General features: G+C 50.5%; 21 protein-coding genes. 18 read left to right on the forward strand and 3 right to left on the reverse strand.

Annotated features, from left to right (window positions below):
- From Q8N04_09830 to Q8N04_09895, 14 genes are all read left to right on the forward strand, one after another.
- The coding region (locus Q8N04_09830; protein ID MDP3090967.1) for a UDP-N-acetylglucosamine 2-epimerase at window positions 1-451 on the forward strand (451 nt) is incomplete at its 5' end.
- A gap of 321 nt (window positions 452-772) precedes the next feature.
- The gene (locus tag Q8N04_09835; protein ID MDP3090968.1) at window positions 773-1,168 is read left to right on the forward strand and encodes a hypothetical protein; all 396 of its coding nucleotides are present in this window, start codon (window positions 773-775) and stop codon (window positions 1,166-1,168) included.
- Window positions 1,162-1,887 carry a glycosyltransferase family 2 protein gene (locus Q8N04_09840; GenBank protein ID MDP3090969.1) on the forward strand — a complete coding sequence of 242 codons (726 nt, stop codon included), beginning with the start codon at window positions 1,162-1,164 and terminating at the stop codon, window positions 1,885-1,887. Before Q8N04_09835 ends, Q8N04_09840 begins: the two co-directional genes overlap by 7 nt.
- On the forward strand, window positions 1,884-3,503 hold the full coding sequence (locus Q8N04_09845) for a sugar phosphate nucleotidyltransferase (protein MDP3090970.1): 1,620 nt from the start codon (window positions 1,884-1,886) through the stop codon (window positions 3,501-3,503). Before Q8N04_09840 ends, Q8N04_09845 begins: the two co-directional genes overlap by 4 nt.
- Window positions 3,493-4,767, forward strand: coding sequence for a hypothetical protein (locus Q8N04_09850; protein ID MDP3090971.1), 1,275 nt, complete (start codon window positions 3,493-3,495; stop codon window positions 4,765-4,767). Before Q8N04_09845 ends, Q8N04_09850 begins: the two co-directional genes overlap by 11 nt.
- Window positions 4,760-5,881, forward strand: a complete 1,122-nt coding sequence (locus Q8N04_09855; protein ID MDP3090972.1) for a hypothetical protein — start codon at window positions 4,760-4,762, stop codon at window positions 5,879-5,881. The genes Q8N04_09850 and Q8N04_09855 overlap by 8 nt, the downstream gene beginning before the upstream one ends.
- Before the next feature lie 13 nt (window positions 5,882-5,894).
- Window positions 5,895-7,112 carry a hypothetical protein gene (locus Q8N04_09860; protein ID MDP3090973.1) on the forward strand — a complete coding sequence of 406 codons (1,218 nt, stop codon included), beginning with the start codon at window positions 5,895-5,897 and terminating at the stop codon, window positions 7,110-7,112.
- Between the two features lie 104 nt (window positions 7,113-7,216).
- On the forward strand, window positions 7,217-8,296 hold the full coding sequence (locus Q8N04_09865) for a glycosyltransferase (GenBank protein ID MDP3090974.1): 1,080 nt from the start codon (window positions 7,217-7,219) through the stop codon (window positions 8,294-8,296).
- 331 nt (window positions 8,297-8,627) lie between these two features.
- Entirely contained in the window at window positions 8,628-9,104 is a 477-nt protein-coding gene (locus Q8N04_09870) for a serine acetyltransferase (protein ID MDP3090975.1), read from the forward strand.
- Between the two features lie 52 nt (window positions 9,105-9,156).
- Window positions 9,157-10,203, forward strand: coding sequence for a glycosyltransferase (locus Q8N04_09875; GenBank protein ID MDP3090976.1), 1,047 nt, complete (start codon window positions 9,157-9,159; stop codon window positions 10,201-10,203).
- On the forward strand, window positions 10,204-11,571 hold the full coding sequence (locus tag Q8N04_09880; GenBank protein ID MDP3090977.1) for a hypothetical protein: 1,368 nt from the start codon (window positions 10,204-10,206) through the stop codon (window positions 11,569-11,571).
- 29 nt (window positions 11,572-11,600) lie between these two features.
- The gene (locus Q8N04_09885; GenBank protein MDP3090978.1) at window positions 11,601-13,988 is read left to right on the forward strand and encodes a hypothetical protein; all 2,388 of its coding nucleotides are present in this window, start codon (window positions 11,601-11,603) and stop codon (window positions 13,986-13,988) included.
- A gap of 212 nt (window positions 13,989-14,200) precedes the next feature.
- The gene (locus Q8N04_09890) at window positions 14,201-15,904 is read left to right on the forward strand and encodes an alginate lyase family protein (protein ID MDP3090979.1); all 1,704 of its coding nucleotides are present in this window, start codon (window positions 14,201-14,203) and stop codon (window positions 15,902-15,904) included.
- Between the two features lie 15 nt (window positions 15,905-15,919).
- Window positions 15,920-17,179, forward strand: coding sequence for a glycosyltransferase family 4 protein (locus Q8N04_09895; GenBank protein MDP3090980.1), 1,260 nt, complete (start codon window positions 15,920-15,922; stop codon window positions 17,177-17,179).
- 21 nt (window positions 17,180-17,200) lie between these two features.
- On the opposite strand, the gene Q8N04_09900 is transcribed toward Q8N04_09895, so the two are convergent.
- On the reverse strand, window positions 17,201-17,677 hold the full coding sequence (locus Q8N04_09900) for a hypothetical protein (GenBank protein ID MDP3090981.1): 477 nt from the start codon (window positions 17,675-17,677) through the stop codon (window positions 17,201-17,203).
- A gap of 145 nt (window positions 17,678-17,822) precedes the next feature.
- Between Q8N04_09900 and Q8N04_09905 the strand changes: the two genes are divergently transcribed.
- The 3 genes from Q8N04_09905 to Q8N04_09915 all read left to right on the forward strand — a co-directional run bounded on the left by Q8N04_09905 (window position 17,823) and on the right by Q8N04_09915 (window position 19,167).
- Window positions 17,823-18,404, forward strand: a complete 582-nt coding sequence (locus Q8N04_09905; protein MDP3090982.1) for a glycosyltransferase family 4 protein — start codon at window positions 17,823-17,825, stop codon at window positions 18,402-18,404.
- A 255-nt stretch (window positions 18,405-18,659) separates the two neighbouring features.
- Window positions 18,660-18,920, forward strand: a complete 261-nt coding sequence (locus Q8N04_09910) for a DUF4160 domain-containing protein (GenBank protein ID MDP3090983.1) — start codon at window positions 18,660-18,662, stop codon at window positions 18,918-18,920.
- Window positions 18,913-19,167, forward strand: a complete 255-nt coding sequence (locus tag Q8N04_09915; GenBank protein ID MDP3090984.1) for a DUF2442 domain-containing protein — start codon at window positions 18,913-18,915, stop codon at window positions 19,165-19,167. The genes Q8N04_09910 and Q8N04_09915 overlap by 8 nt, the downstream gene beginning before the upstream one ends.
- Before the next feature lie 442 nt (window positions 19,168-19,609).
- On the opposite strand, the gene Q8N04_09920 is transcribed toward Q8N04_09915, so the two are convergent.
- Together Q8N04_09920 and Q8N04_09925 are read right to left on the reverse strand one after the other, a co-directional pair.
- A complete protein-coding gene (locus Q8N04_09920; protein ID MDP3090985.1) occupies window positions 19,610-20,053 on the reverse strand; it encodes a type II toxin-antitoxin system VapC family toxin in 444 nt (147 codons plus the stop codon).
- Window positions 20,050-20,319 (reverse strand): hypothetical protein, encoded by a 270-nt coding sequence (locus tag Q8N04_09925; GenBank protein ID MDP3090986.1) that lies wholly within the window; start codon window positions 20,317-20,319, stop codon window positions 20,050-20,052. Before Q8N04_09925 ends, Q8N04_09920 begins: the two co-directional genes overlap by 4 nt.
- A 267-nt stretch (window positions 20,320-20,586) precedes the next feature.
- On the opposite strand from Q8N04_09925, the gene Q8N04_09930 reads away from it, so the two are divergent.
- The gene (locus Q8N04_09930; GenBank protein MDP3090987.1) at window positions 20,587-20,820 is read left to right on the forward strand and encodes a hypothetical protein; all 234 of its coding nucleotides are present in this window, start codon (window positions 20,587-20,589) and stop codon (window positions 20,818-20,820) included.
- Window positions 20,821-21,072: the final 252 nt, after the last annotated feature.

Raw genomic sequence — 21,072 nt, forward strand, 5'->3', positions numbered from 1 at the left:
TGGGGAGCAGCAGTTACTGCGACTCTTGCAAGCCATTGCCGAAGGCACGCGCGGCTTGCCGGTGGTGTTCCCGGTCCATCCCAGGACGGCCAAGAACCTGCGCGACCTCGACAGCAAGACCCCGCAACTCAACTACGTCGACCCGCTGGGCTACCTGGAATTCAACTATCTGGTGAAACACGCCAAAGGCGTGATTACCGATTCAGGCGGCATTACTGAGGAGACAACGGTGCTCGGCATCCCATGCCTAACTCTGCGCGACAACACCGAACGCCCGGAGACCATCACCATCGGAACAAACGAACTCATCGGGACCGATCCGAGCAAACTGCCTCCGGCCTTAGCGCGATTAATGGCAGGGCAGTGGAAGAAAGGCGCGATCCCATCGAAATGGGACGGCAAGGCGGCAGCGCGGATCGTGGAGACTCTTGAACGAGTACTGGCGAGATAGTAAAAGACCTTTCAATACCGAAGACCTAAATTGCCATCGGTAATACGCCAGGTCGGTCGAAGAAGAAGGGGGAAATGTGCGATTGCAAGACCTTCCCAATGTTTGTGGATTCGGATTATAGATTGACTCGGATCGCGGGTTTGGCTAATGAAGCATGATGGCCAATGCGGATCACAAGATCTACTACTCATTTATAGAGTCGCTGATCGAAATCCAAACCTTGAAATCAGACATAGGGCGATGCAGTTAATCATATGTGCCATGTACCCATTCGCCGTTGTCCGGCGTCAACAGAATTTGAACTAGCTCATAGGAGTTTTTATGCGCATCTGTATCGACCTTGACGGTGTCATTACGCAGCTTCGAGAACCGGGTCAGAGCTATGGTGAATTAAAACCGGTACCTGGGGCTATCGAGAAGCTGAAGCAACTAAAAGCAAGTGGCCATTACATTATTATCTTCACCGCGAGACATATGAAGACGTGTAACGGAAACGTAGGTGCGGTCCTAGCGAGACAGGGGAAAGCAACTCTCGACTGGTTACATCGCTATGAAATCCCGTATGACGAAATCACATTTGGGAAGCCATGGGCTGATGTATATCTTGATGATAATGCTCACCGCTTTACAGGTTGGGAAGCGATTAATGGAGACGGGTCAACATTCGGGCTATCGGCAGAGAATCGTAAAATGCAAAGTGGAAAGCACTCATGCTAAAGATCGTGATACCAATGGCTGGTGCCGGCTCACGATTTACAAACGCTGGCCATCAACGACCGAAATACCTAATTGAGGTATCCGGGAAGAGCCTTCTCGAGCATAGTCTTTCAGGCTTACCGCTAGATCTTGCAGATGAAATTTATTTTGTAGCCCTTCGTGACCATGTAGTCCAATACGATCTCTCCACCGTAATATCGAAAGCACTCGGAGATCGGAAATTTGAGCTGCTCACTGTCCCTGCAGTAACCAGAGGCCAGGCTGAGACTGTTCTAGTGTGTCGACGCTATATCGATACATCCGATGACTTAGTCATTTTCAACATAGATACATACTACAAATCACACAGACAGCGCGACCTGTTAAGTGGAAAGATACCTAGGTATGACGGCTTCCTTGGCTCTGCGTATGCTCTTGGAGTGAAGTGGAGCTTTGCAGAAACTAACGAGACTGGTTTCGTAACGCGAACGACCGAGAAAGTCCGAATTTCCGATAATGCGCTTACAGGATTTTATCACTTCACCAAAGGCAGCGACTTCGTCACAGTGGCGAGTGAGGCTATAGACCGAGGCATCACAACAGGTTCTGAGTTCTATATTGCGCCAATGTACAATGCCCTAATTCAATCTGGCAGGAAATTCGTGCTTGACCCTGTTGACGAATTCATTCCACTAGGAACGCCGGAGGATATAGAAACTGCAAAGGGCTGGCTAAAATGAACGGCGTAATTCTGACTGCAGGCAGAGTCGACTCGAGCTTGGTCCCACTGTTCGGCGAAATACCGACTGGACTTGTGCCAATAAACGGGAAACCTATACTCTTTTTCATAATCGAGCACTTTCTCGAAAATCACATCACCGATATATTTATTGGTGTCGGCCTACAGGCCGATTATCTTGAGCGCATCACGAGAACATACTTCAGTCGGAAAGCGAGCCTGCATTTTGTGAAGGCCGACGCAAATAAGGGACCAGGAGATACCCTTCTCACTGTCTTCAAAGAAATTGGTAAAGGGGCAGCTGTCGTTAACTTAGCTGACTCTTACGTAAAATTCACCGCAACAGACTTCTGTGACGTCGACACCGTCTTGGTGTCACAGGACATCGAAAGTTCAGAGCGATGGTGCACTGCCGAGATAGATCCAGAAACAAGAACGATCAGTAGATTTTACGATAAAGAACCTCATCAAGCCCCCAAGAATGTCCTCGTCGGAATTTACTACTTTTCTGACGTCAGCAGCTTTGAGGGACTGCGACCACAGACAAAGCGCACGCAGATTTCTGACCTTCTCACCTTCAGAACTCAATCAGCCAGGGTTACTGCACAAGAAACCAGCACTTGGCTTGATTTTGGGCACATAGATAAATACCAGTCTGCAAAGAAAGAAATGCTTGCTGCTCGCTTCTTTAATTCACTGGAATTTGACAATTTGCTCGGGACGGTCACTAAGCGAAGTCAGGACATAGCAAAGTTTGTTGAGGAAATTCGCTGGCAGCTTGAACTCCCACCCAAGCTTAAAATTCTGTTCCCCCGCATAGTAAATTATGAGATTTACTCCAAACATCCATTCATCACCATGGAGTACTATAGCTACCAGTCAGTAGCTGAGATTTGGTTGTTCTCCTCTCTTGAAGTAAGAAGTCTCATTTCACTGCTCAACCGGCTCTTGCGCATCCTGAAATTATTTCGAGAAGTCCCAGCATTCGTTAAGCCAGAAGCGTACGTTGGAATGTACCAGAGAAAAACAGACGAACGCATTCGCCTTTTAATCTCTACTAACCCAACATTTGCACAAATCCTTGAAGAGGATGAAGTCACCATCAACGGCAGAACTTACAAGAATTGGCGAAAGATTCGGAGCGAGGTAATGTCCCATCTTAGCAGCCTGTACTCGGAAGAATATAATTGCCTAATCCACGGTGACTTCTGCTTTTCGAACATTCTGTATGACGTGAACGGGGGTATTATCAGACTGCTGGACCCGCGCGGAAGCTGGGGGAACGGGCCTGGTGGAGATATCCGTTATGACCTAGCGAAACTCAGACACTCTGTCTGTGGGCTCTATGACTTCATCGTAAATGACCTTTTTGTTGTTCAGAACGATGGATCATCTATTACGTACGAGATTTTCAGCCAACCGCACCACAAAACCGTCGGAAATGAATTTGACCAGGCGATTGCAGCGCAAGATTATAGCTTGAGGCAAATCAAACTGATTGAGGGCGTCCTTTTCTTGAGTATGCTTCCTCTGCATGCCGACAGCCAAAGCAGACAGCTAGTGATGTATTGCCGAGGCATTGAGTTGCTGAACGAGAGTTTGGACATTGATATCTAAGCGTTACGCATTACTTCGATACGCAACCATATCTTTAGGAGTAATATCTGGGTTTGTACAAATCTATTGGTTTGTTCGGTACCTTACCCCGGAGAACCTTGCCTTTGTCGTTTTGATTTCTGGTTATGGGGTCTTCCTTAATCTTGTAGATGCTGGCCTGAGTAAGCCCGCCTATGCTGATCTCAGGGCAGGATTTATTCAAAGGCTCGATCAAACTCACAAACTCCGGGGCATTCTGACTTCATACCTTCTTCTTACTGTCGTTGTCATTGCCTTATTCAGTATTGCGACATTGATCCTGTCCCTGGCTATCCCCAATAAGCTATCCCTATCAGTAGTGACACTATTTAGTTTGTCCCTCGCCACAGGTACTAGCACAAACTTCTTCAGGGATGTTCTGAGGGCAGTTGATCAGTACGAATACTTCGAGAAGACAGAACTGCTAAGGCGAGGAGCAAACATTGCTGCCACCTCTTTAGTAATCATAGATTCCTCGCTTTTCATGACAGTTACAACACAGGCACTAATATTTGTGATGATTTATGCTCATGTGGTGTGGCGGACTCTGCGAGCGAGTAACGGTGAGCTAAGAGATCTGGTTGGGCTAAGTGTATCGCATGCATCAGAAACATTTCGTCGGTATTGGCCTGATACCAAGAACTACCTAGCATTCATGGTTAATGAGACATTGCTTTACAACGGCGGCTATTTAATAGTTCCGGCATACTTGGATTATCAAGGCGTGATCATTTTTGGAGTTTGGATGCGCATATACTCCGGGATGACTCTTATCACGCGCGCTGTGAGTGACATCACCATACATGCGATTACTCAATATTTTTTCAATGGAAACGTTTCTATGGCACAAAGACTACTAATCAAGTCTGCATGGCTAAGCGTAGGTTTTGCCGCAGGCCTAACCCTTACGTTTGTGGTATTACATGATTCCTTCATGACCTTCTGGGTCTCTGGAAAATATTCCTTTGATACTCTGATGTTTGTAGGACTTGGCACATTCCTATGCGCAAATGCGCTACAACACGTTATGGGTACATTCTTGGTCTCGATAGGCGAACATTTTCGCATTCTACGAAACATTAGTACTGTAGCTACAGTAGGAGTATTAGGCTCATTCCTGGGCACGCTGCACATAACCCGCCAGCTGGGAATGTCTCTTGTAGCAACATCCTGCGCATATGCGTGTAGCGCCGGGTTTCATGCATTTGTTGTCAATAAAACCCTGGGGAGAGCACGGAATGCCTAATCTGGTCATTTCATCAATCAAAGACCTATATTCCGCAAGACTCGACCATGGATACTATGATGAAGTCTACCTGCGTTTAGGCGAGTTGAAGGAGGTTGGACTCCTAAGGCACGCCATTAAGTATGGATTTTTTCTGATCAAAGAACACGGGCTACTTAGAATGCACTGCCCACCAATATCTGGATACGGGTTCTCGACTCGGAGGGTTGCGTTTTGGCAAGTTCGAAACGAAGTTATGAAGGTTCTGCGCGATGACGTGGATACAGTGGAGATTAGCGACAAGGAAGGAGCAATTGTACTTCGCAAACGAAAACAGCTAGCTCCCACCAGTCGAATCACGTTTGGCATCGTTTTCTCAGGAAACCTGAGCGAAGAGCCTCTTCTTTTCAGAGCACTAGACAGCATTGTAAGCATTGAAGGAGCCACCTCTGAAAATTCCGAAGTAATTATTATAGGTAGCTCAGCCTACGAGCAAGCTCGGCTATTTTCGCGGTATCCAAACCTGACATTACGCTATGAGATTTTAGACGATGTGGAAGATCACGGGCGATTTATGGTTTGTAGAAAGAAGGATCTAGCCTATCGCCTGGCACACCAAGATATTGTCGCTATCTCACACACCAGGATTGTCTATCCTAAAGACCTCCTTTCGTGGTTAGACCGCCGACAATTTGAAGTAGCCGCACCAAGAGTTGTTTACGTGCATGAAGGGGAAAAACGGCCATACCTAGACTTCGGGTTAATGGGGTCATATGACACTGCGAGGCCCAATCCCGCATTGGCGATCGGGTCACAAGATTTTGGGACGGAGTACTTATATTTCTTTCGTAGACGCGTGCCCTACGCCGACGGAGGTATTACCTTTTTTGACAAGCGGAGGATAAAGGAAAGCCCCTACAATAAATATATTGCCTGGGGCGAAGGCGAAGATCTCGAGATGTGTGGACGGCTCTATTTTGAAGGGTTTCTCATCGACTATTTATTCGAGATCGAGTGTCAATCGCAGACCTCCAAACTGGTGATGAACACATCCTACTTAAAACACCCCGGAGTTATGCCGAGGAAACTCGCAACCGCAATCGAGAAGCGATTAGTTTCTCGGAGATTTGAATAGGCTCACCCTCTCCATGGCACAAACGACTCCATCAAATTCATTGCCCAGGAAAACAATCATTGAAGAAGTCCTTTATTTCACATTCCTGGCCCCCATTGTACTGTTTTTCATCCTCAACCCATTTACATCCGATATTGTTAGCCACAAGATTGACGTGCGCGGCTTCTTCCTCATTTATGTAAGCTTAGCGTCAGCAGTAATTCTCACAAGCTATCATCTTTGGGGGGGCCGAAGGATACGATGGGATTGGGGGATGACACTGCTGTGTATGCTGACATGTATTTTTCTCTTATCGACTGTTGTATTTCAAACCATTCCCGAGCAAGTTGACCTGCGTCGAATACTTAAGCTCCTCGCGATCCTCGGAGCATCAATTTCCTCTTACCTGATTGGCACGCAGTTTTTCTCTCAAGGCTCCAGAGTTACCGCTGTCATATCGTTGCTAATCAGCCTTGGGATGGTATGGGGACTCGCACAAGTCTTGCAGCATCAGTACCTGTTTCAAGCCCGCGGATATGGCTGGTCAAATATAATGCTCCCCTTTTTCCTATATTGGCTGGCGAAAGTCGATAACCAGCTACGGTGGTGGATGCGCGCGACGGTTGCGATTCCTGTCCTAGTAACTAGCGTAATGTCCGGCACTCGAACGGTATTGGGCTGGATACTGTTTTGGACTGCCATGGGATCTCCAACCCAAGTAGTTAAACGGATGGCCCTATTCGGTGCACTCGCAGCGATGATTGCCTACTTATATTTCAATACAAATGCTCTCACCGGAAGCGAAGGGCTCTTGAATCGTTACGAACATTCCTTAGACACCGGTCGATCGACGATATGGAAGGCTGCGGTAAGTAGGATAGAGAAGCAGGACTTATTATTAGGGGGGGGATTCTTTGACTACCCTCTCGTCAGGACTGAAACAGGGACGATCACCACTGCACACAATAGTTACCTTCACCTGGTGTTGAGCGGTGGCATTATTGGCCTGCTGTGTGGCGTTGTGTTGATGGCATATTTTATTTTCAAACATATACGTACGGCTCCAGGGATTGTTTTGTTTCTACCAATCTTAGCAATCGTGGCAGAAATACCCCTGTTCCCATGGTCGTTCAGTCGGGTGTTCGAAAATATGACGTTCTACTTTGTCATGGGATTGCTAGGGAACGAGTCAAAACCGCAAAGCCAAATTAGCAGCATTCATTTACCAGAGGCGGTAGTCTCTTGGAAATAAGGAAACAAGAAGGGGTGGCTCGAACTAGTGCCGACGCGAGTGCACTCGTGTCAAGAAAACGGATTTTATTGGTCCTGAGCGGTACGTTTGATGTGAATGGAGGCATGGCAGAGTATGCGAGAGCGTGGGTGGCCCTATTACTACGCCGCCAATGGGAGGTAGGTATCTGCGCAACCAACGAACTTACAGCGACACTTCCTCAAGAGGTGCATCGCTTTCTGATAAATGGCACAAGGACTACCGGAGCGCGCTTATATCGCGCCTTAAGCATTGCCAGCCTGCTCAACTTACCACCCGCGAGTAGCCTGGTGAGAAAGATATCTGCCCACATCAGCGCATTTAACCCCGCAGCAGTTCACTTCGTAGACCGATCAGCATTCACAGCATATTTGCTTGATGCACTCTCAACCAAATTCCACGGTATCTCATTCATACATACGCTACATGACCCACAGTGGCATGAAGAGCGCATTTCCAAAATCGGGGGGTGGCTAAAACATCGCGATTATCTATGGTCTGCAAGCTTAGACCAACGTCCCAATGTCTTCATGCACGTGCATGACAGACGGTTACTCCGTGAAACGATTTTTCAGCGGATCGAGAATGTCCTTGAGATGCCTCATCCATTGCCGTCTAGGGTAGCAAGCCGCATGCGCCGCGAGATCGCTACAACTGATGTGACTTATCCTATTCGTCTGGGATTTCTGGGACGTATAGAGCCTTACAAAGGTCTGGATGTATTCTGCGACGCAGTTACTCAAAGCCTCTATTCCGGCCGTATCAAGCCTACCCAGATTGAGATCGTTATTGCCGGTCGAGGGCATATTGATGAAATAAGATGGAACAAGTTGGGGTGCGTTGTCGAATTCCACAATGACTTCATACTGGACGAGCAGTTCCATCAACTTATGGCCGATCTTGACGTCCTAGTTCTTCCTTATATATCGGCTACGCAGTCCGGTGTCGGAATGATGGGCGCTGCCTATGGTATCCCGATTGTGGCATCAAGGGTTGGAGCACTCGATCAGCTGGTGGCTGACGGCACTACAGGGATTCTTGTTACTCCGGGCGATGCAGAGGATCTCGGATACGCCTTGGCAAAACTCATAGAATCGCCTCACAACCTCCAGAGGTTGTGGCAACACACTCGAGCAAGAGTGTTTGCAACCCTCCAAGAAAGATAAGCGATGAAAAGAGGACATACTGGTCACCAATACCTTTGCATTGCGAATTACAAGAGAAGCATATCGCACTCTTGATCTCGTCGATACGGAAGGGTGGCCAGCCCTGCCTTGGCAACAAGACCATGAGGATGTGCTAGCCTGGTGCTTACGGTCTGCACCCTGTGCCAATCGACAGACGTGAATCGGCGGAACTGATTGAGCATGAATGCAATCTACCCAATCGGCACAATCCCTATATGACGACGGGAGATGCTGCCTCTAGCTATCTCCTTGAGGCAGAGGCTTACACATTTGCTTTTCCCAGGCGATTGGTTTCAGCGGAGGTTTTAGCATGTTAAGCGCCGTGACCTTCCACCGAGCCGCCTCATATTTTTCTCGGCGGCACGTGCCTTTGTTGCCACAATTAATAGACTACATGATTCGATTTATATTCGCGTGCTGGCTACCTCATACCTCCACATTGGGTCAACGCGTCGTGATCGGCTATGGCGGGTTAGGCGGTGTAATTCACGGAGATGCGGTCATTGGTAATGATGTTCATATTGACCAATGTGTCTCAATAGGCGGTAATGTTACTGAGCTTGGTGTGCCAACCATCGGCAATGGCGTGTATATCGGTGCAGGAGCCAAAATTCTCGGTCCAGTTGTCATTGGAAGCCATACAGTTATTGGAGCAAATGCCGTTGTGATTACAGACCTTCCTTCGAACTCCGTCGCAGTGGGAGTTCCCGCCCGAGTAATCCGTCACGACATCGACCCCACATCTTTCCTGTATCACCTTTCATCATCGAGCAAACAGACAACATGAACTCTCTCTTCATGGAACTACTACCCTTACCAGAAACGAGAGGAATACTCGAATGATTGGTAAGACACTTTGCGAAACTCGTGGTCGCCGTGACCGCCCATCCATTGTGCTAGCAGGGCCAAGACAGGATAGATCGGGGATGGGGGGAGTGGTCGTTCTGTTTGAAGACCTGTGCCGAGAGATGCCGAACGTAGCAACCATAGACACGAATGCTAAGAACTACTCCCACCAAGTGGCAATGACACTGCGCTTCGTACTGAGTTGCATAAAAGCTGCATTGAGGGGGAAAACTGTCGCCCTTCATGGGACAGCCAGAGATTTTCAGTATCTTGGGTTAATTCTTCTGGCATTCAGTCTACTTTTTGGACTGCGGTATCATACAAGAAAGTTTGCTGGAGATTTCGACAAGTTTTATGAAGCCTTGCCAAAATTCTGGCGTTGGACGACTCGCCACTACCTTCGAAGAAGTGATGTCAACTTCTTTGAGACTCAGCACCTTACACAATATTTCTCGGAGTTCAACCCACGAACAGAGTGGTTTCCAAACTATCGCCCAGATTCCTCTTATCTCACACCAAACACTTTTACAGGGCGCTTCGTTTACCTCGGCCAGGTCAGAAAAGAAAAGGGGATTGAGGAAGTGCTTTCCCTAGACGGGCATTTGCCGGAAGGCTGGACAATCGATGTATATGGCCCTCTAATGGGTTACTCACAAAACTCTTTTCCTGGCGTCCAGATTCATTACAAGGGAACGGTTGAACCATCTTGCGTACCCCGTATCTTGTCTCAATACAACGGCCTACTGCTGTTCTCAACCAGAGAAGGGTATCCAGGAGTCTTGATCGAAGCTTTCAGTGTCGGATTACCAGTGATTGTGACCAACCTACCAACAATTCGAGAAATGGTCGCCCCTTCATGCGGTGAGCTACTAGAGTTTCCTGATAGAGAGGCCGTTCTTAAGGCAATGCAGAAAGTAGAAGTCCAATATTCAGATAAAAGAACGGCCGCAAAGTATCACTTTTCCACTTTCAGAAAGGACGTTGTACTCTCTCGTTATTTTTCCAGGATCGGTTTAGATGTCCAAGGAGCGGAGGAATAGATGCTCTTCCTGAAGATCTTAAAGGACGCTTACACCCATTCGCCTTCATGGGCTAAAGTTCTCCTTGCCAGTGTTCCACCAAGCCTCATTTTAGGAAGACAATATCGTAGCCATCTGAAGTTTCTTGAAAGCTCGGATTCGTGGCCTACTGAACGCCTGCTGGAGTACCAACGACAACGTTTGTTTGAGATTGCGGAGTTCGCAGCTAATACCGTCCCGTATTACAGGGAACTGTTCAGGGAACTGCGTTTGCCCGCAAGGTTATCATCAATGGAACAATTTCTCTCAATACCGCCAATTGACAAGGAAACTATTCGACGCCAAGGAGAGAAAATGCTTTCTGAGGCGGTTCCAGCCAGATCTCGTTACAAGGTAACTACCGGAGGTACAACCGGTGTCCCCTTGGGGTTTTGGATGTCTTCGGATGCCTATGCGCGGGAGTGGGCTTTTGTGCATAACCTTCTGGCCCGCTATGGGATCGTGCCGAGCGATCGCAAGATTGGATTGCGAGGGGTGAGCTTCAATCAATCGAAACGAGGAAGGTTCACACAGATCAACCCGATTTACAGGGAGCTTCAGGTGTCACCTTTTCACCTTACCGAATCGATTGTCACTCAGATCCTGCCAGAAATTGAATACTTTAAGCCAGGCTACATTCACGGCTATCCATCATCAATTACTCTGTTTGCCAAAGTCGCACTGCAGGGTGGCTGGGGCATGAGGCTCAAATTAAAGGGAGTTCTAGCAATATCCGAGACACTTTATCCACATCAACATGAGTTAATTGAAAAAGCCTTCGGATGTCCTGTTTTTACATTTTATGGACACAGCGAGCGCTTAATTTTTGCCGGAACAGCCCCTCACGCAGAAGGCTTGCTAGTCGATCCTCGGTACGGCCTAGCCGAAACAATTGACGGGGAATTGATTGGAACAGGTTTTCTTAATCGGGCGCAGCCACTTCTTCGGTACCGGACTGGTGACCACGCACGGCTTAGCAAAGGCCCCGCCGAATCTCATGGCGTGCTGGCCTTCCCCCGCCTAACAGAGGTACAGGGGAGATGGCGGCAGGAAATGCTGATCGGTAAAAATGGGGCATTGATCTCAGTTACTGCACTCAATATGCACTCAGAAATCTTCACAAATGTTGAAAGATTTCAGTTTTACCAAGACGCCCCAGGCCGAGCAGAGTTACGAATAGTCGTCTCTGGAAACTTTCAGAAAGAGAATGATGAGAGAAGAATATACCAGGCATTCAGCAACAAAGTAGGGGAAGAACTCGACATTGCAATCCGAACGGTTGATCAGATTGAACTTACGCCAAGAGGAAAGCAGATGTTCCTTATTCAGAAACTCAAAACCAGTATTTGACGTTTCACTCCAGAAGGCTGTCCTATTCTATGAAACAGCAGCTTCCAAGAAGAAATGTTGGGCTACCCTCGCGGATCCTTAATAGGATGTCATGGCTGGCCAATACGAGTTGGCGAGAAGGAGCCCTGCTACTCGCATTGACGAGCACGCTCGCAGCCTTCTCCTCTAATGTGGAATCAGCCAATCTGGCACTCCACGCAACCTATTCGTTTACCCCGGCCGCCACGTATCAGTACACACGAGACCCACGAGATACGAGCAAACTAACAGACGGAGCATTTGCTGATGGGTTTTTTTGGACCTCCAGGAAAGCCACCATGGGGTGGGTGCTTTCTGGACCGATCTCGGTAGAAATTGATCTCGGCGCCACCTCCGCGATAAACCGTGTCTGTGTCAATACAGCCCGCAGCAGCAAGGCGGACGTCTCCTTCCCAGAGCGGATCGATGTCTTCTTGAGCAACGACCAACAAACGTACACGTACGTCGGCGATATTCTGAATAACCAGGATCACTCGGACGGTGATTATTTCGTCAAGAGATTTTGCGGCCAAGCAAATGACGCCGGAAGATACGCGTTAATTGTACTTACACCACGAGGACGCTACGCATTTACTGATGAGATTGAAGTCATCGGGAAACGAGATCGCTCTTTAGAGGCCAATACCCTCGTATACCCAATCGCTCGAAGCAACCTTCGTGAGTTTCAATCCAACTTATTTAAGCAAGGAGTAAGAACTAGAAGTCAAAAATGGATGGCTAGACAACTGCTCGATACAACCACGCAAGCAGGAATTAGGGATTCAGAGATCGAGAAACTTCGCGGCCAATTAAGAGAATTCATCAGCACGACCCCATCTAAGTTGGATACTCTATCGCCGGCGGCAAATGAGAGAATGCTCTTCAACTTGCATCAGAAGATTATCTCCAGGCAATTTCCTGACTCATTTCTCTTATGGCATAAAGACCCTTGGACTATTCAGACGCCACTTGATACCCCGACTTCATATATTGCATCTAACACTAGTGCGCGCATTGATTTGGCGAGAAATGGCTCAGGATCAGAAGCCTATGTGTTAACAAATAGCACCAAAGAGCCAGTTACGCTAGAGGTAAGTACCCGGATAAACGCTCTGCAAAATCCCGCCATAAGATTCCTGATAAGGGAAGTTCTTCCCATTCTTCTAGCTGACAACACACTTCGAGGGGACCCGCTTATTGAGCTCAGCCACGACAAGATCACGGTTCTACCTGGAGAGTCGAAACAACTTTGGATTACAATCTTTGCCGATAATGCAGATCCTGGCCAGTACTCAGGTGAAATACACCTAAGTCCCATAACTAAACAGAATTCTTCTCAATCCATAACTCTTGACATTCGAGTATGGCCCTTTAGCCTTCCAACAAAACCGAATGTTCATACCGTAACTTGGTCATACTTGAATTGGCGGCCGATTGCAGACATGCCTGCGGAAGCAGTTCGGGACCTGACCGAGCACCACACCAACACGTTCGTACTTCATCCTTCTGAAGTTCCCTGGCCTAAGTTCACAACCCTAGGTGGCACTTCGTTTACAGTAAACTTCGACAAATTCGACCGTTTTGTTCAGTATCATAAGGACGTGCATAAATCACTCCTGTTCTTTATGCACTTTAATGATGATAGGATTAGATCGTTTGATGGCAATGTAATTTTCATGAGCCTAGAGTGGAAAGCTGTTTTTCTGAAATGGCTGAATATGTGGGTGTCTCATGCCACTGCTCTTGGGCTTACCCTCGATCAGTTTGCTCTCTATCCTATCGACGAGCCAAGAACGGTGGCCGAGGCATCAATCCTGATCGACACAGCTACCCTGATCAAAACAGTAGACCCGAGGCTTCAGGTCTACACCACCATTGGGACTCTCTCGAGTGGCGACCTACTTCGTGCAGTGAAATTTGTCGATATATTTCAAGTGCTGACATCCGACCTTCCCAATCCTAGCGTAGATATTTTGCGAGGCCTAGGCAAATCAGTTTGGACCTATACTGCCGAAGGGGGAGGGAAAGCAGCTAGCCCCATAAGCTTCTATCGCATGCAAGCATGGAAGGCGTTTCAAAGGGGATTAGACGGAATCGGGTTCTGGGCTTACGCCGACACCGGTCGCTCAGGCAGCGGGTGGGATGATTTAGATGATCTAAGACCAGACTTCGCTGTGATCTATGAGAGCAAGCATATGATCGTATCAAGCAAAAGATGGGAAGCTTGGCGTGAGGGGGTTGAGGACTTCGAATTATTGATTAAAGCAAAAGCGAGCATCCGGAGCCAAGCAGAGAAATCAATGCTCACGGAGATAGTTGACGCAACGATTGCAAATCCGGATGATCATCCAAGATTTCAATCCAATCGACGATGGCTTCTTCAGATTGCATCGAGATGAAACACCCGTTTCCATAAGACGAGCTCGGTTAGCATCCCGCGATGTAAGACACGAACTGTTTGCCACTCACCCTTGTCTCCACCATTTGCTAGGAAATCCAGCCCATCTCAATTCGAACGCAAGAGATCTTGCGACTGACAAATGTCAAGATAATGGATCCACTGAACCAGGCTTCATCCATGAAACGATTGCTCCTTTATGCGAGAACGCTGATGCATCTGCGGCCAAACCAAGCTCTCGCACAGATCTTCAGGCGTATTTTGGCGTTTTCCACTCAGCCTTCTGCTATACGAGGATTCAGAATTAGCCCTGGAGCAGGAATCAGCCAATGGTTTCCACATGCTCGCCTAGAAAGTAGAAATCACTCTTTTCAGTTCCTAAATCAAGAAAGAGCGTTTCTCAATGGTGCCATTGATTGGGCCAGCAAGGGTATGTCAAAGCTTTGGCGATATAACCTGCACTATTTTGACTACCTCCAGCACCCTCAGCGCTCATTCACAAATAAGTCTCACATGATCTCTGACTGGATCGAGCACAATCCTCAAGGAACAGTAGATGCCTGGGAGCCCTACACCGCCTCTCTCAGGATCGTGAATTGGGTGAAATTCTTTCTCTCGCTGTCGGCGGCTTCACTGAAGAACAACACAGGAGACGCGGGAGGCACAAATGGGGAGCTTCATGCAGGGCTGAAACCCGAATGGCTCAAGAGTCTTTACTTGCAAGCGCTGTGGCTCGAACAGAATATCGAGTATCACATTCTGGCCAATCACTATCTCAAGAATGGCGTGGCGCTATTCTTTGCCGGGGCGTATTTCCAGGGAGTGGATGCGGACAGGTGGTTCAAAAAAGGTATGGAGATCCTGCGAGAGGAATTGGACGAGCAGTTCCTCGCAGACGGAGGCCACTATGAGCGAAGCCCCATGTACCACTCGATTTGCGTGACGGATTATCTCGACGTGTTGAATCTCGCCCGGCACTCACAGGGGGTGCTGTCCCCGGAGGATCAGGCCACATTCGCGCAGAAGATCACGAGAAGCCTTAATTTTCTTAACGACGTGTGTTTGCCCGACAATGAGATTCCTCTTTTCAACGATTCCGCTTTCGGAATCGCCCCCACTCCCAAGCACATCTTCGACTACGCAGAGAAGGTGATCGGGTATGAGCCCCCCGTGAAACCATCGAGCCTGGCGACTCACAGCCACGCAGCAAGCGGCTACTTTGTCTGCCGCAACGGTGATGATGCCATCATTATCGACTGCGGATCCATTGGCCCAGATTATCAACCGGGGCACGCGCACTGCGATACCCTCAGCTTTGAATTGGCGATTGACGGACGGCGAGTCATCGTCGACAGCGGTGTGCACGACTACGAACCGAGCCAGGAACGCGCCTATGCGCGAAGCACCAAAGCCCACAATACGGTAGCAGTGGATGGAGAAGAGCAATCGGAAATCTGGGGAGTCTTTCGCGTGGCACGGAGGGCCAGACCGCTTGAAGCCCGGATCGAGCAGCGGCCTGATGGATCAGTTTGGTTCACCGGCGCCCATAATGGATACTCAAGGCTCCAGGGGAGGCCGATCCACAAGCGGACCATTACGTATGATGGTGAAGAAACCTGGATTATTGAAGACCGGCTTGAAGGAAACGGAGCTCACCGGATGGAAAGCTACTTGCATATCCACCCGGACTACCATGTCGTGAAGAACGGAACCTCCTTTCGCATCACTGAAGCAAACGGGAAGAGCATCGCGATGATCGAGGCTGTTGAGGCTACCGAGGTGCGGATGGAAAGGGGATCGTATTTCCCGGAATTCGGCCGGCAATATGAAAACGATGTGATGGTCTTCATCTGCTCCGGGACCATTCCTCTGACTCTGAGCTATCGAATCAGAAAACGACCGACTCAGAGTTGCTAAACCAGTAAGGACACCATGCGTATTCTCTTTCTCTCCCATTACTTTCCCCCTGAAGTGAACGCGCCGGCCTCCCGCACCTACGAACACTGCAAACAGTGGATCAAAGACGGGCACGAAGTCACGGTCGTGACCTGCGCGCCGAACCATCCGCGCGGAACGGTCTATGAAGGCTATCGTAACAAATTCTTCCAGCGGGAAAACCGTGACGGCATTCAGGTCGTGCGGGTCTGGACCTACGTCACCGCCAATGAAGGATTTCTAAAGCGGACGCTGAATTATCTTTCGTATATGGCAGCCGCGATATTCGTGGCGCCGTTTCTCTCACAGTGTGACGTCGTGCTCTCCACATCTCCCCAGTTTTTTAACGGACTGGCCGGCTATCTCGTCAGCCGCATGAAGCGAGCCCCCTGGATCCTGGAGATTCGCGACCTTTGGCCTGAATCGATCGTCGCCGTAGGCGCCATCACCAATCGCCCGATCATCCGCATCCTTGAGGGCCTTGAACTCTTTGCCTATCGCAAAGCGGATCACCTGGTCGTCGTCACCGACGCCTTTAAGACCCACATGCTGACCAGAGGAATCCCGGAGCAGAAGGTGACGGTAGTCAAGAATGGCGTGGACTTTTCCCTCTACAAAAAGCCGTTGGCAGATTCCTCAGAACTGTCCCGGCAATTGAAGCTTGAGGGAAAGTTCGTCGCCTCATACGTCGGCACTCATGGCATGGCGCATCATCTGGAAACGGTCTTGGAGGCCGCCCGGATATTGGCCGAATGGAAGGACATCGTATTTCTGCTCGTCGGAGACGGCGCCGAACGAAGCCGCCTTCTTGCCATGCGGGATGAGATGAAGCTTCAGAATGTGGTCATGCTCGATCAGCAGCCGAAAGACCGCATGCCGGACTTGTGGTCTCTGTCGAGTGTGAGCCTTGTCCTCCTCAAGAGATCGGACCTCTTCAAAACGGTCATTCCCTCCAAGATCTTCGAAAGCATGGCGATGGAGAAGCCCATCATCCTGGGAGTGGAAGGGGAGAGCGCCGAACTCGTGATGTCGTCAGGCGGGGGAGTCTGTATCGAGCCGGAGAATGGGAAAGACCTCGCGGACCAGGTATTGAAATTGTCTCAAGATCCCACTCGATGTCGCGCCCTCGGCACGAGCGGCAGGCACTATGTGCTGGCGCACTTCGATCGCCAGGTCCTGGCAAGGAAGCTGACCGATGTCATGCAGCAAGTCGTGAGTGCAACCGGGAAGGTGCCCAGTCAGCAGCCGAACGCCTGACAGCGAAGATGAGGCAAGAGGTCACACTGAAAGTCCGAGGCGCTGCTCAATAAGCTGAACCCGTCGTTCCAGAATCTCAACGCGTTGCTGGATTTGCTCATACGAGAGTTGGAGCAGGGCTCTTGTTTCGCGAGCCTGCATTTCGACTTCCCTGCGAATATCTGCAAGACGTTCACTGTGGAGCTGCCCCGCTTCGGCCACAAGCTGCACATCGTGCCGGAGCCCTTCGGCAAGAACACCCATGTGGCGCTTGGTCTCTTCAAGACGGTCACCAAGGCGGAATTCGATCTGGCCCATTTCCAGGCGCAGGCCACCGGCGATCCCGATCATCTCCTGGCGCAGCCCGTCAGTGTTCTCCGCCATCTCCTGGCGCAGCCCGTCGGCGATCCCGGCCATTTCCAGGCGCAGGCCACCGGTGTTCTTCGCCATTTCCAGGCGCAGGCCATCCGTGGCCGCTGTGACGATGCGTTCAATCTGCGAGAGCGATTCAGCATCCATTTCGCCGTACTCCATATGCCGAAGGTGAGCGATTCTAAGTTCGTTCGGGACCGAAGTCAATGCGATCTCGGAGAGGTCGGAGGCGGGAGAACAGAAAAGGGGTCGGGAGTCTTTTCTCTTTCTTCTGGGGCTGGAGGGGAAGTTTGTGGCCTCCTGCGTCGGCACCCATGGCATGGCGCACCATCTGGAAACGGTACTGGAAGCGGCTCGGGAACTGGCCGAATGGAAGCACATCGTATTTCTGCTCGTTGGAGACGGCGCCGAACGAAACCGCCTTCTTGCCATGCGGGATGAGATGAAGCTTCAGAATGTGGTCATGCTTGATCAGCAGCCGAAAGAGCGCATGCCGGACTTGTGGTCTCTGTCGAGTGTGAGCCTTGTCCTCCTCAAGAGATCGGACCTCTTCAAAACTGTCATTCCCTCCAAGATCTTCGAGAGCATGGCGATGGAGAAGCCCATTATCCTGGGAGTGGAAGGGGAGAGCGCCGAACTCGTGATGTCGTCAGGCGGGGGAGTCTGTATCGAGCCGGAGAATGGGAAAGACCTCGCGGACCAGGTATTGAAACTGTCTCAAGATCCCGCGCGATGTCGCGCACTCGGCACGAGCGGCAGACACTATGTGCTGGCGCATTTCGACCGCCAGGTCCTGGCGAGGAAGCTGACCGATGTCATGCAGCAAGTCGTGAGCGCAACCGGGGCTGAGCGGAAAAGGACGTTGGAGGTTTGAGGTTCGACGTCTGAGCATAAGCTCTCCCGGTCCGTTAGCCAATTGTCATTCGCCCATCGAGAAATCACTTCTCAGCTTTCCGCCATCGGCCTCCAACCACAAGCACTCTGCCCCTCAACCTGGACCTCTCCTCTCAACCTCTGCTCACGTGACTGGCCGCGCTTGACGCATCCCATGGAGTATGGGAATGTTGCGTGACGGCATTGCAGGAAGGGCGGGGATGTCACATTGTCGTTAGATGATCGCAGGACGGTTATGCCGACAATTCTCCAGATTCTCGGTTGGCGCTTATTTTTCTACGCAAACGAAGGAAATGAGCCTCCGCATGTGCATGTGCGCAAAGCCGAGAAGGAATGCAAGTATTGGCTGGATCGGGATGGGTATGACCTTGAAGAGGCGTTTTCTTATCAGATGACTGCACGAGACACGCGTGAGGTGAGAAAGATTGTGTTTGAACATTTCGACTACATTCTCCAACAGTGGGATGAGTTTGAGCGGAGGAAGAAGAATGGGTAACTATCACAATGTGACAGAGGTTGTCGTCGAAGAGGGTCGATTGCGCCTTGAAGTGGACGGGAGACGGCTTTCCTTTCCACTCACGGAGTTGTCGGATCGGCTCGCGGCATCGACACCGGAACAGCAGCACGTATTTGAGGTGAGTCCATCGGGATACGGCATTCGTTGGCCGCTCATCGACGAGGATCTATCAGTTGACGGGTTGCTGGGTATTCGACACGAACCGAGCAAGAAAGCCTGTGCCTAACGAGGTGCTCCCGCTCACTCGTTTCCGCCTGCCACCTTGTCCGATGCCGATGTCGATTGGCTCGCAATGACGCTCGCCACGCGATCCGCTGAAATCTTCGACCACACCGAACTCTCTATGATGTGTGCGGTGCTGGACAACGCCGCCCGCTCATGATCGCTGAGGCCGAAGGGCTTAGAATTGGTGAGTAGTAAGGGGGCAGGGGGCAGTGGCAAGGGGGCAAGCGAAGGGGTCGGGATTCTTTTCTCTGACGAATCTATCCGCGCGGTCTTCCCGATGCACGACCAGGTTTCTTCCCGAGCGCGGTGCCCGGGTACCACTTCAATGCCATGGGCTCGTTCCTGATCTCCGCAGCGATACAATCCGGATCGGCGAGGGTTTCTCTGCCGGAAACCAGCCGCCTGAAATCCCCAAGGCTCACTGGGGGGGGGAATCCCGCTCGTCAGAGGATGTCCGCGTTGGTCCAATCTTGAATGCGCAACTCAAATGGCGTGTGGTTTAGCATGGGGAACGCGAGCCGATGGAATGTCTGATCGTTCGTGACCAACGTGGCGCGGAGATGGATGGCATGAGCGGCAATCATCAGATCCAAGGCCGAGAAGACAATCCCTTTCTTGGCGCACCAGGCCCGCACCTGCCCGTAGGTGTCGGCCACGTGCGCATCCCACGGTAACACCTCCACGCGGATGAGAAAGCCTCGGATCAGCTCAACCAGCTCGTTGGGCGCATCCTTTCGATGCAACCCGTAGATTAATTCTCCCTGCGTCACGGCAGAAATACCGATGCCATGTTTCTTGGCCGCTCTCGCAAGGTGAGTCCGGACCTGCGGATAGTGCCGCTTCATCGCAAAACTCGCCATGTTCGTATCAAGCAGGAACAGACTCACGAGCGATCCCGTTCTTCTGCCGGCCTGGTGTCACGATCGCTCAGAAAGTCGTCGGGCAGTTCAGTCCGATCGACCAGAGCGCAAAATTCTTTCCACGAATTTTTGGGCACCCGCGAGAGAATAATATCGCCGGTGCTGTCATCTCTCCGGATGAACACTTCAGCACTGTCAATACGATATCGCAAGGGCAGTCTGACGGCTTGGCTGCGGCCGGAAAAAAATAGTTTTGCCGTGTCTTTCGTGTCCTGCTTGACAGTGCGTGCCATACGCCCTCTCATTCTTCAAATAGTATAGCGCTACATACCGAAAGATATGCCAAGAAAGATATCAAGATTCACGGAGAATATCAAACGAGGTGATGCCGCATCGGGCAGAAGAGGAAAGGGTCTTTTTTCATGATGGTAGGCGAGGGCTCCGGCCGCACGGCTGCAGGCGTCGAGCCATAACGGAACTTCTCGTGCGCGCGCCGGGAGCCTGTCGATACTAGACTCCCGACGTTCCCTGCCCCCTTCGAAGGGGAGAGCGCCGAACTCGTGATGTCGTCAGGCGGGGGAGTCTGCATCGAACCGGAGAACGGGAAAGACCTCGCGGACCAGGTATTGAAATTGTCTCAAGATCCCGCTCGATGTCGCGCACTCGGCGCGAGCGGCAGGCGCTATGTGCTGGCGCACGTCGATCGCCAGGTCCTGGCGAGGAAGCTGACCGATGTCATGCAGCGAGTCGTGAGCGCAACCGGGGCTGAGCGGAAGAGGACGTTGGAGGTTTGAGGGGAGAGGGTGGAGGGATCGTTTCGGGTTTCACGTTTCCGGTTTCATGTTGGAGGCAGTGACCTCTGACCTCAAACTTCTCACGTCTCAGCGTTCAACCTTAACCTCGACCTGAACCTTCCGACCGGCCTCAGGCCTCTCGCCTTGGACCTCAAGCCGCCAGAGCTTGACCCCACAGGCGCTTTCAACTAGGCTCCACCCTATGAAGAAGGCTGAATTCTAGTCCGGCCTCAAGCCTCCTCAGGCCTCGAA

Origin of the sequence: Nitrospira sp. (assembly GCA_030692565.1) — a bacterium.
In the GTDB taxonomy this organism is placed as follows: domain Bacteria; phylum Nitrospirota; class Nitrospiria; order Nitrospirales; family Nitrospiraceae; genus Nitrospira_D.

What these genes read in the sequence shown, in the direction of transcription:
- Q8N04_09835 (MDP3090968.1), top strand. Translation starts at nt 773, where the DNA reads ATGCGCATCTGTATCGACCTTGACGGTGTCATTACGCAGCTTCGAGAA.
- Q8N04_09840 (MDP3090969.1), top strand. Translation starts at nt 1,162, where the DNA reads ATGCTAAAGATCGTGATACCAATGGCTGGTGCCGGCTCACGATTTACA.
- Q8N04_09845 (MDP3090970.1), top strand. Translation starts at nt 1,884, where the DNA reads ATGAACGGCGTAATTCTGACTGCAGGCAGAGTCGACTCGAGCTTGGTC.
- Q8N04_09855 (MDP3090972.1), top strand. Translation starts at nt 4,760, where the DNA reads ATGCCTAATCTGGTCATTTCATCAATCAAAGACCTATATTCCGCAAGA.
- Q8N04_09860 (MDP3090973.1), top strand. Translation starts at nt 5,895, where the DNA reads ATGGCACAAACGACTCCATCAAATTCATTGCCCAGGAAAACAATCATT.
- Q8N04_09865 (MDP3090974.1), top strand. Translation starts at nt 7,217, where the DNA reads ATGGCAGAGTATGCGAGAGCGTGGGTGGCCCTATTACTACGCCGCCAA.
- Q8N04_09870 (MDP3090975.1), top strand. Translation starts at nt 8,628, where the DNA reads ATGTTAAGCGCCGTGACCTTCCACCGAGCCGCCTCATATTTTTCTCGG.
- Q8N04_09875 (MDP3090976.1), top strand. Translation starts at nt 9,157, where the DNA reads ATGATTGGTAAGACACTTTGCGAAACTCGTGGTCGCCGTGACCGCCCA.
- Q8N04_09880 (MDP3090977.1), top strand. Translation starts at nt 10,204, where the DNA reads ATGCTCTTCCTGAAGATCTTAAAGGACGCTTACACCCATTCGCCTTCA.
- Q8N04_09885 (MDP3090978.1), top strand. Translation starts at nt 11,601, where the DNA reads ATGAAACAGCAGCTTCCAAGAAGAAATGTTGGGCTACCCTCGCGGATC.
- Q8N04_09890 (MDP3090979.1), top strand. Translation starts at nt 14,201, where the DNA reads ATGCATCTGCGGCCAAACCAAGCTCTCGCACAGATCTTCAGGCGTATT.
- Q8N04_09895 (MDP3090980.1), top strand. Translation starts at nt 15,920, where the DNA reads ATGCGTATTCTCTTTCTCTCCCATTACTTTCCCCCTGAAGTGAACGCG.
- Q8N04_09900 (MDP3090981.1), bottom strand. Translation starts at nt 17,677, where the DNA reads ATGGATGCTGAATCGCTCTCGCAGATTGAACGCATCGTCACAGCGGCC.
- Q8N04_09910 (MDP3090983.1), top strand. Translation starts at nt 18,660, where the DNA reads ATGCCGACAATTCTCCAGATTCTCGGTTGGCGCTTATTTTTCTACGCA.
- Q8N04_09915 (MDP3090984.1), top strand. Translation starts at nt 18,913, where the DNA reads ATGGGTAACTATCACAATGTGACAGAGGTTGTCGTCGAAGAGGGTCGA.
- Q8N04_09925 (MDP3090986.1), bottom strand. Translation starts at nt 20,319, where the DNA reads ATGGCACGCACTGTCAAGCAGGACACGAAAGACACGGCAAAACTATTT.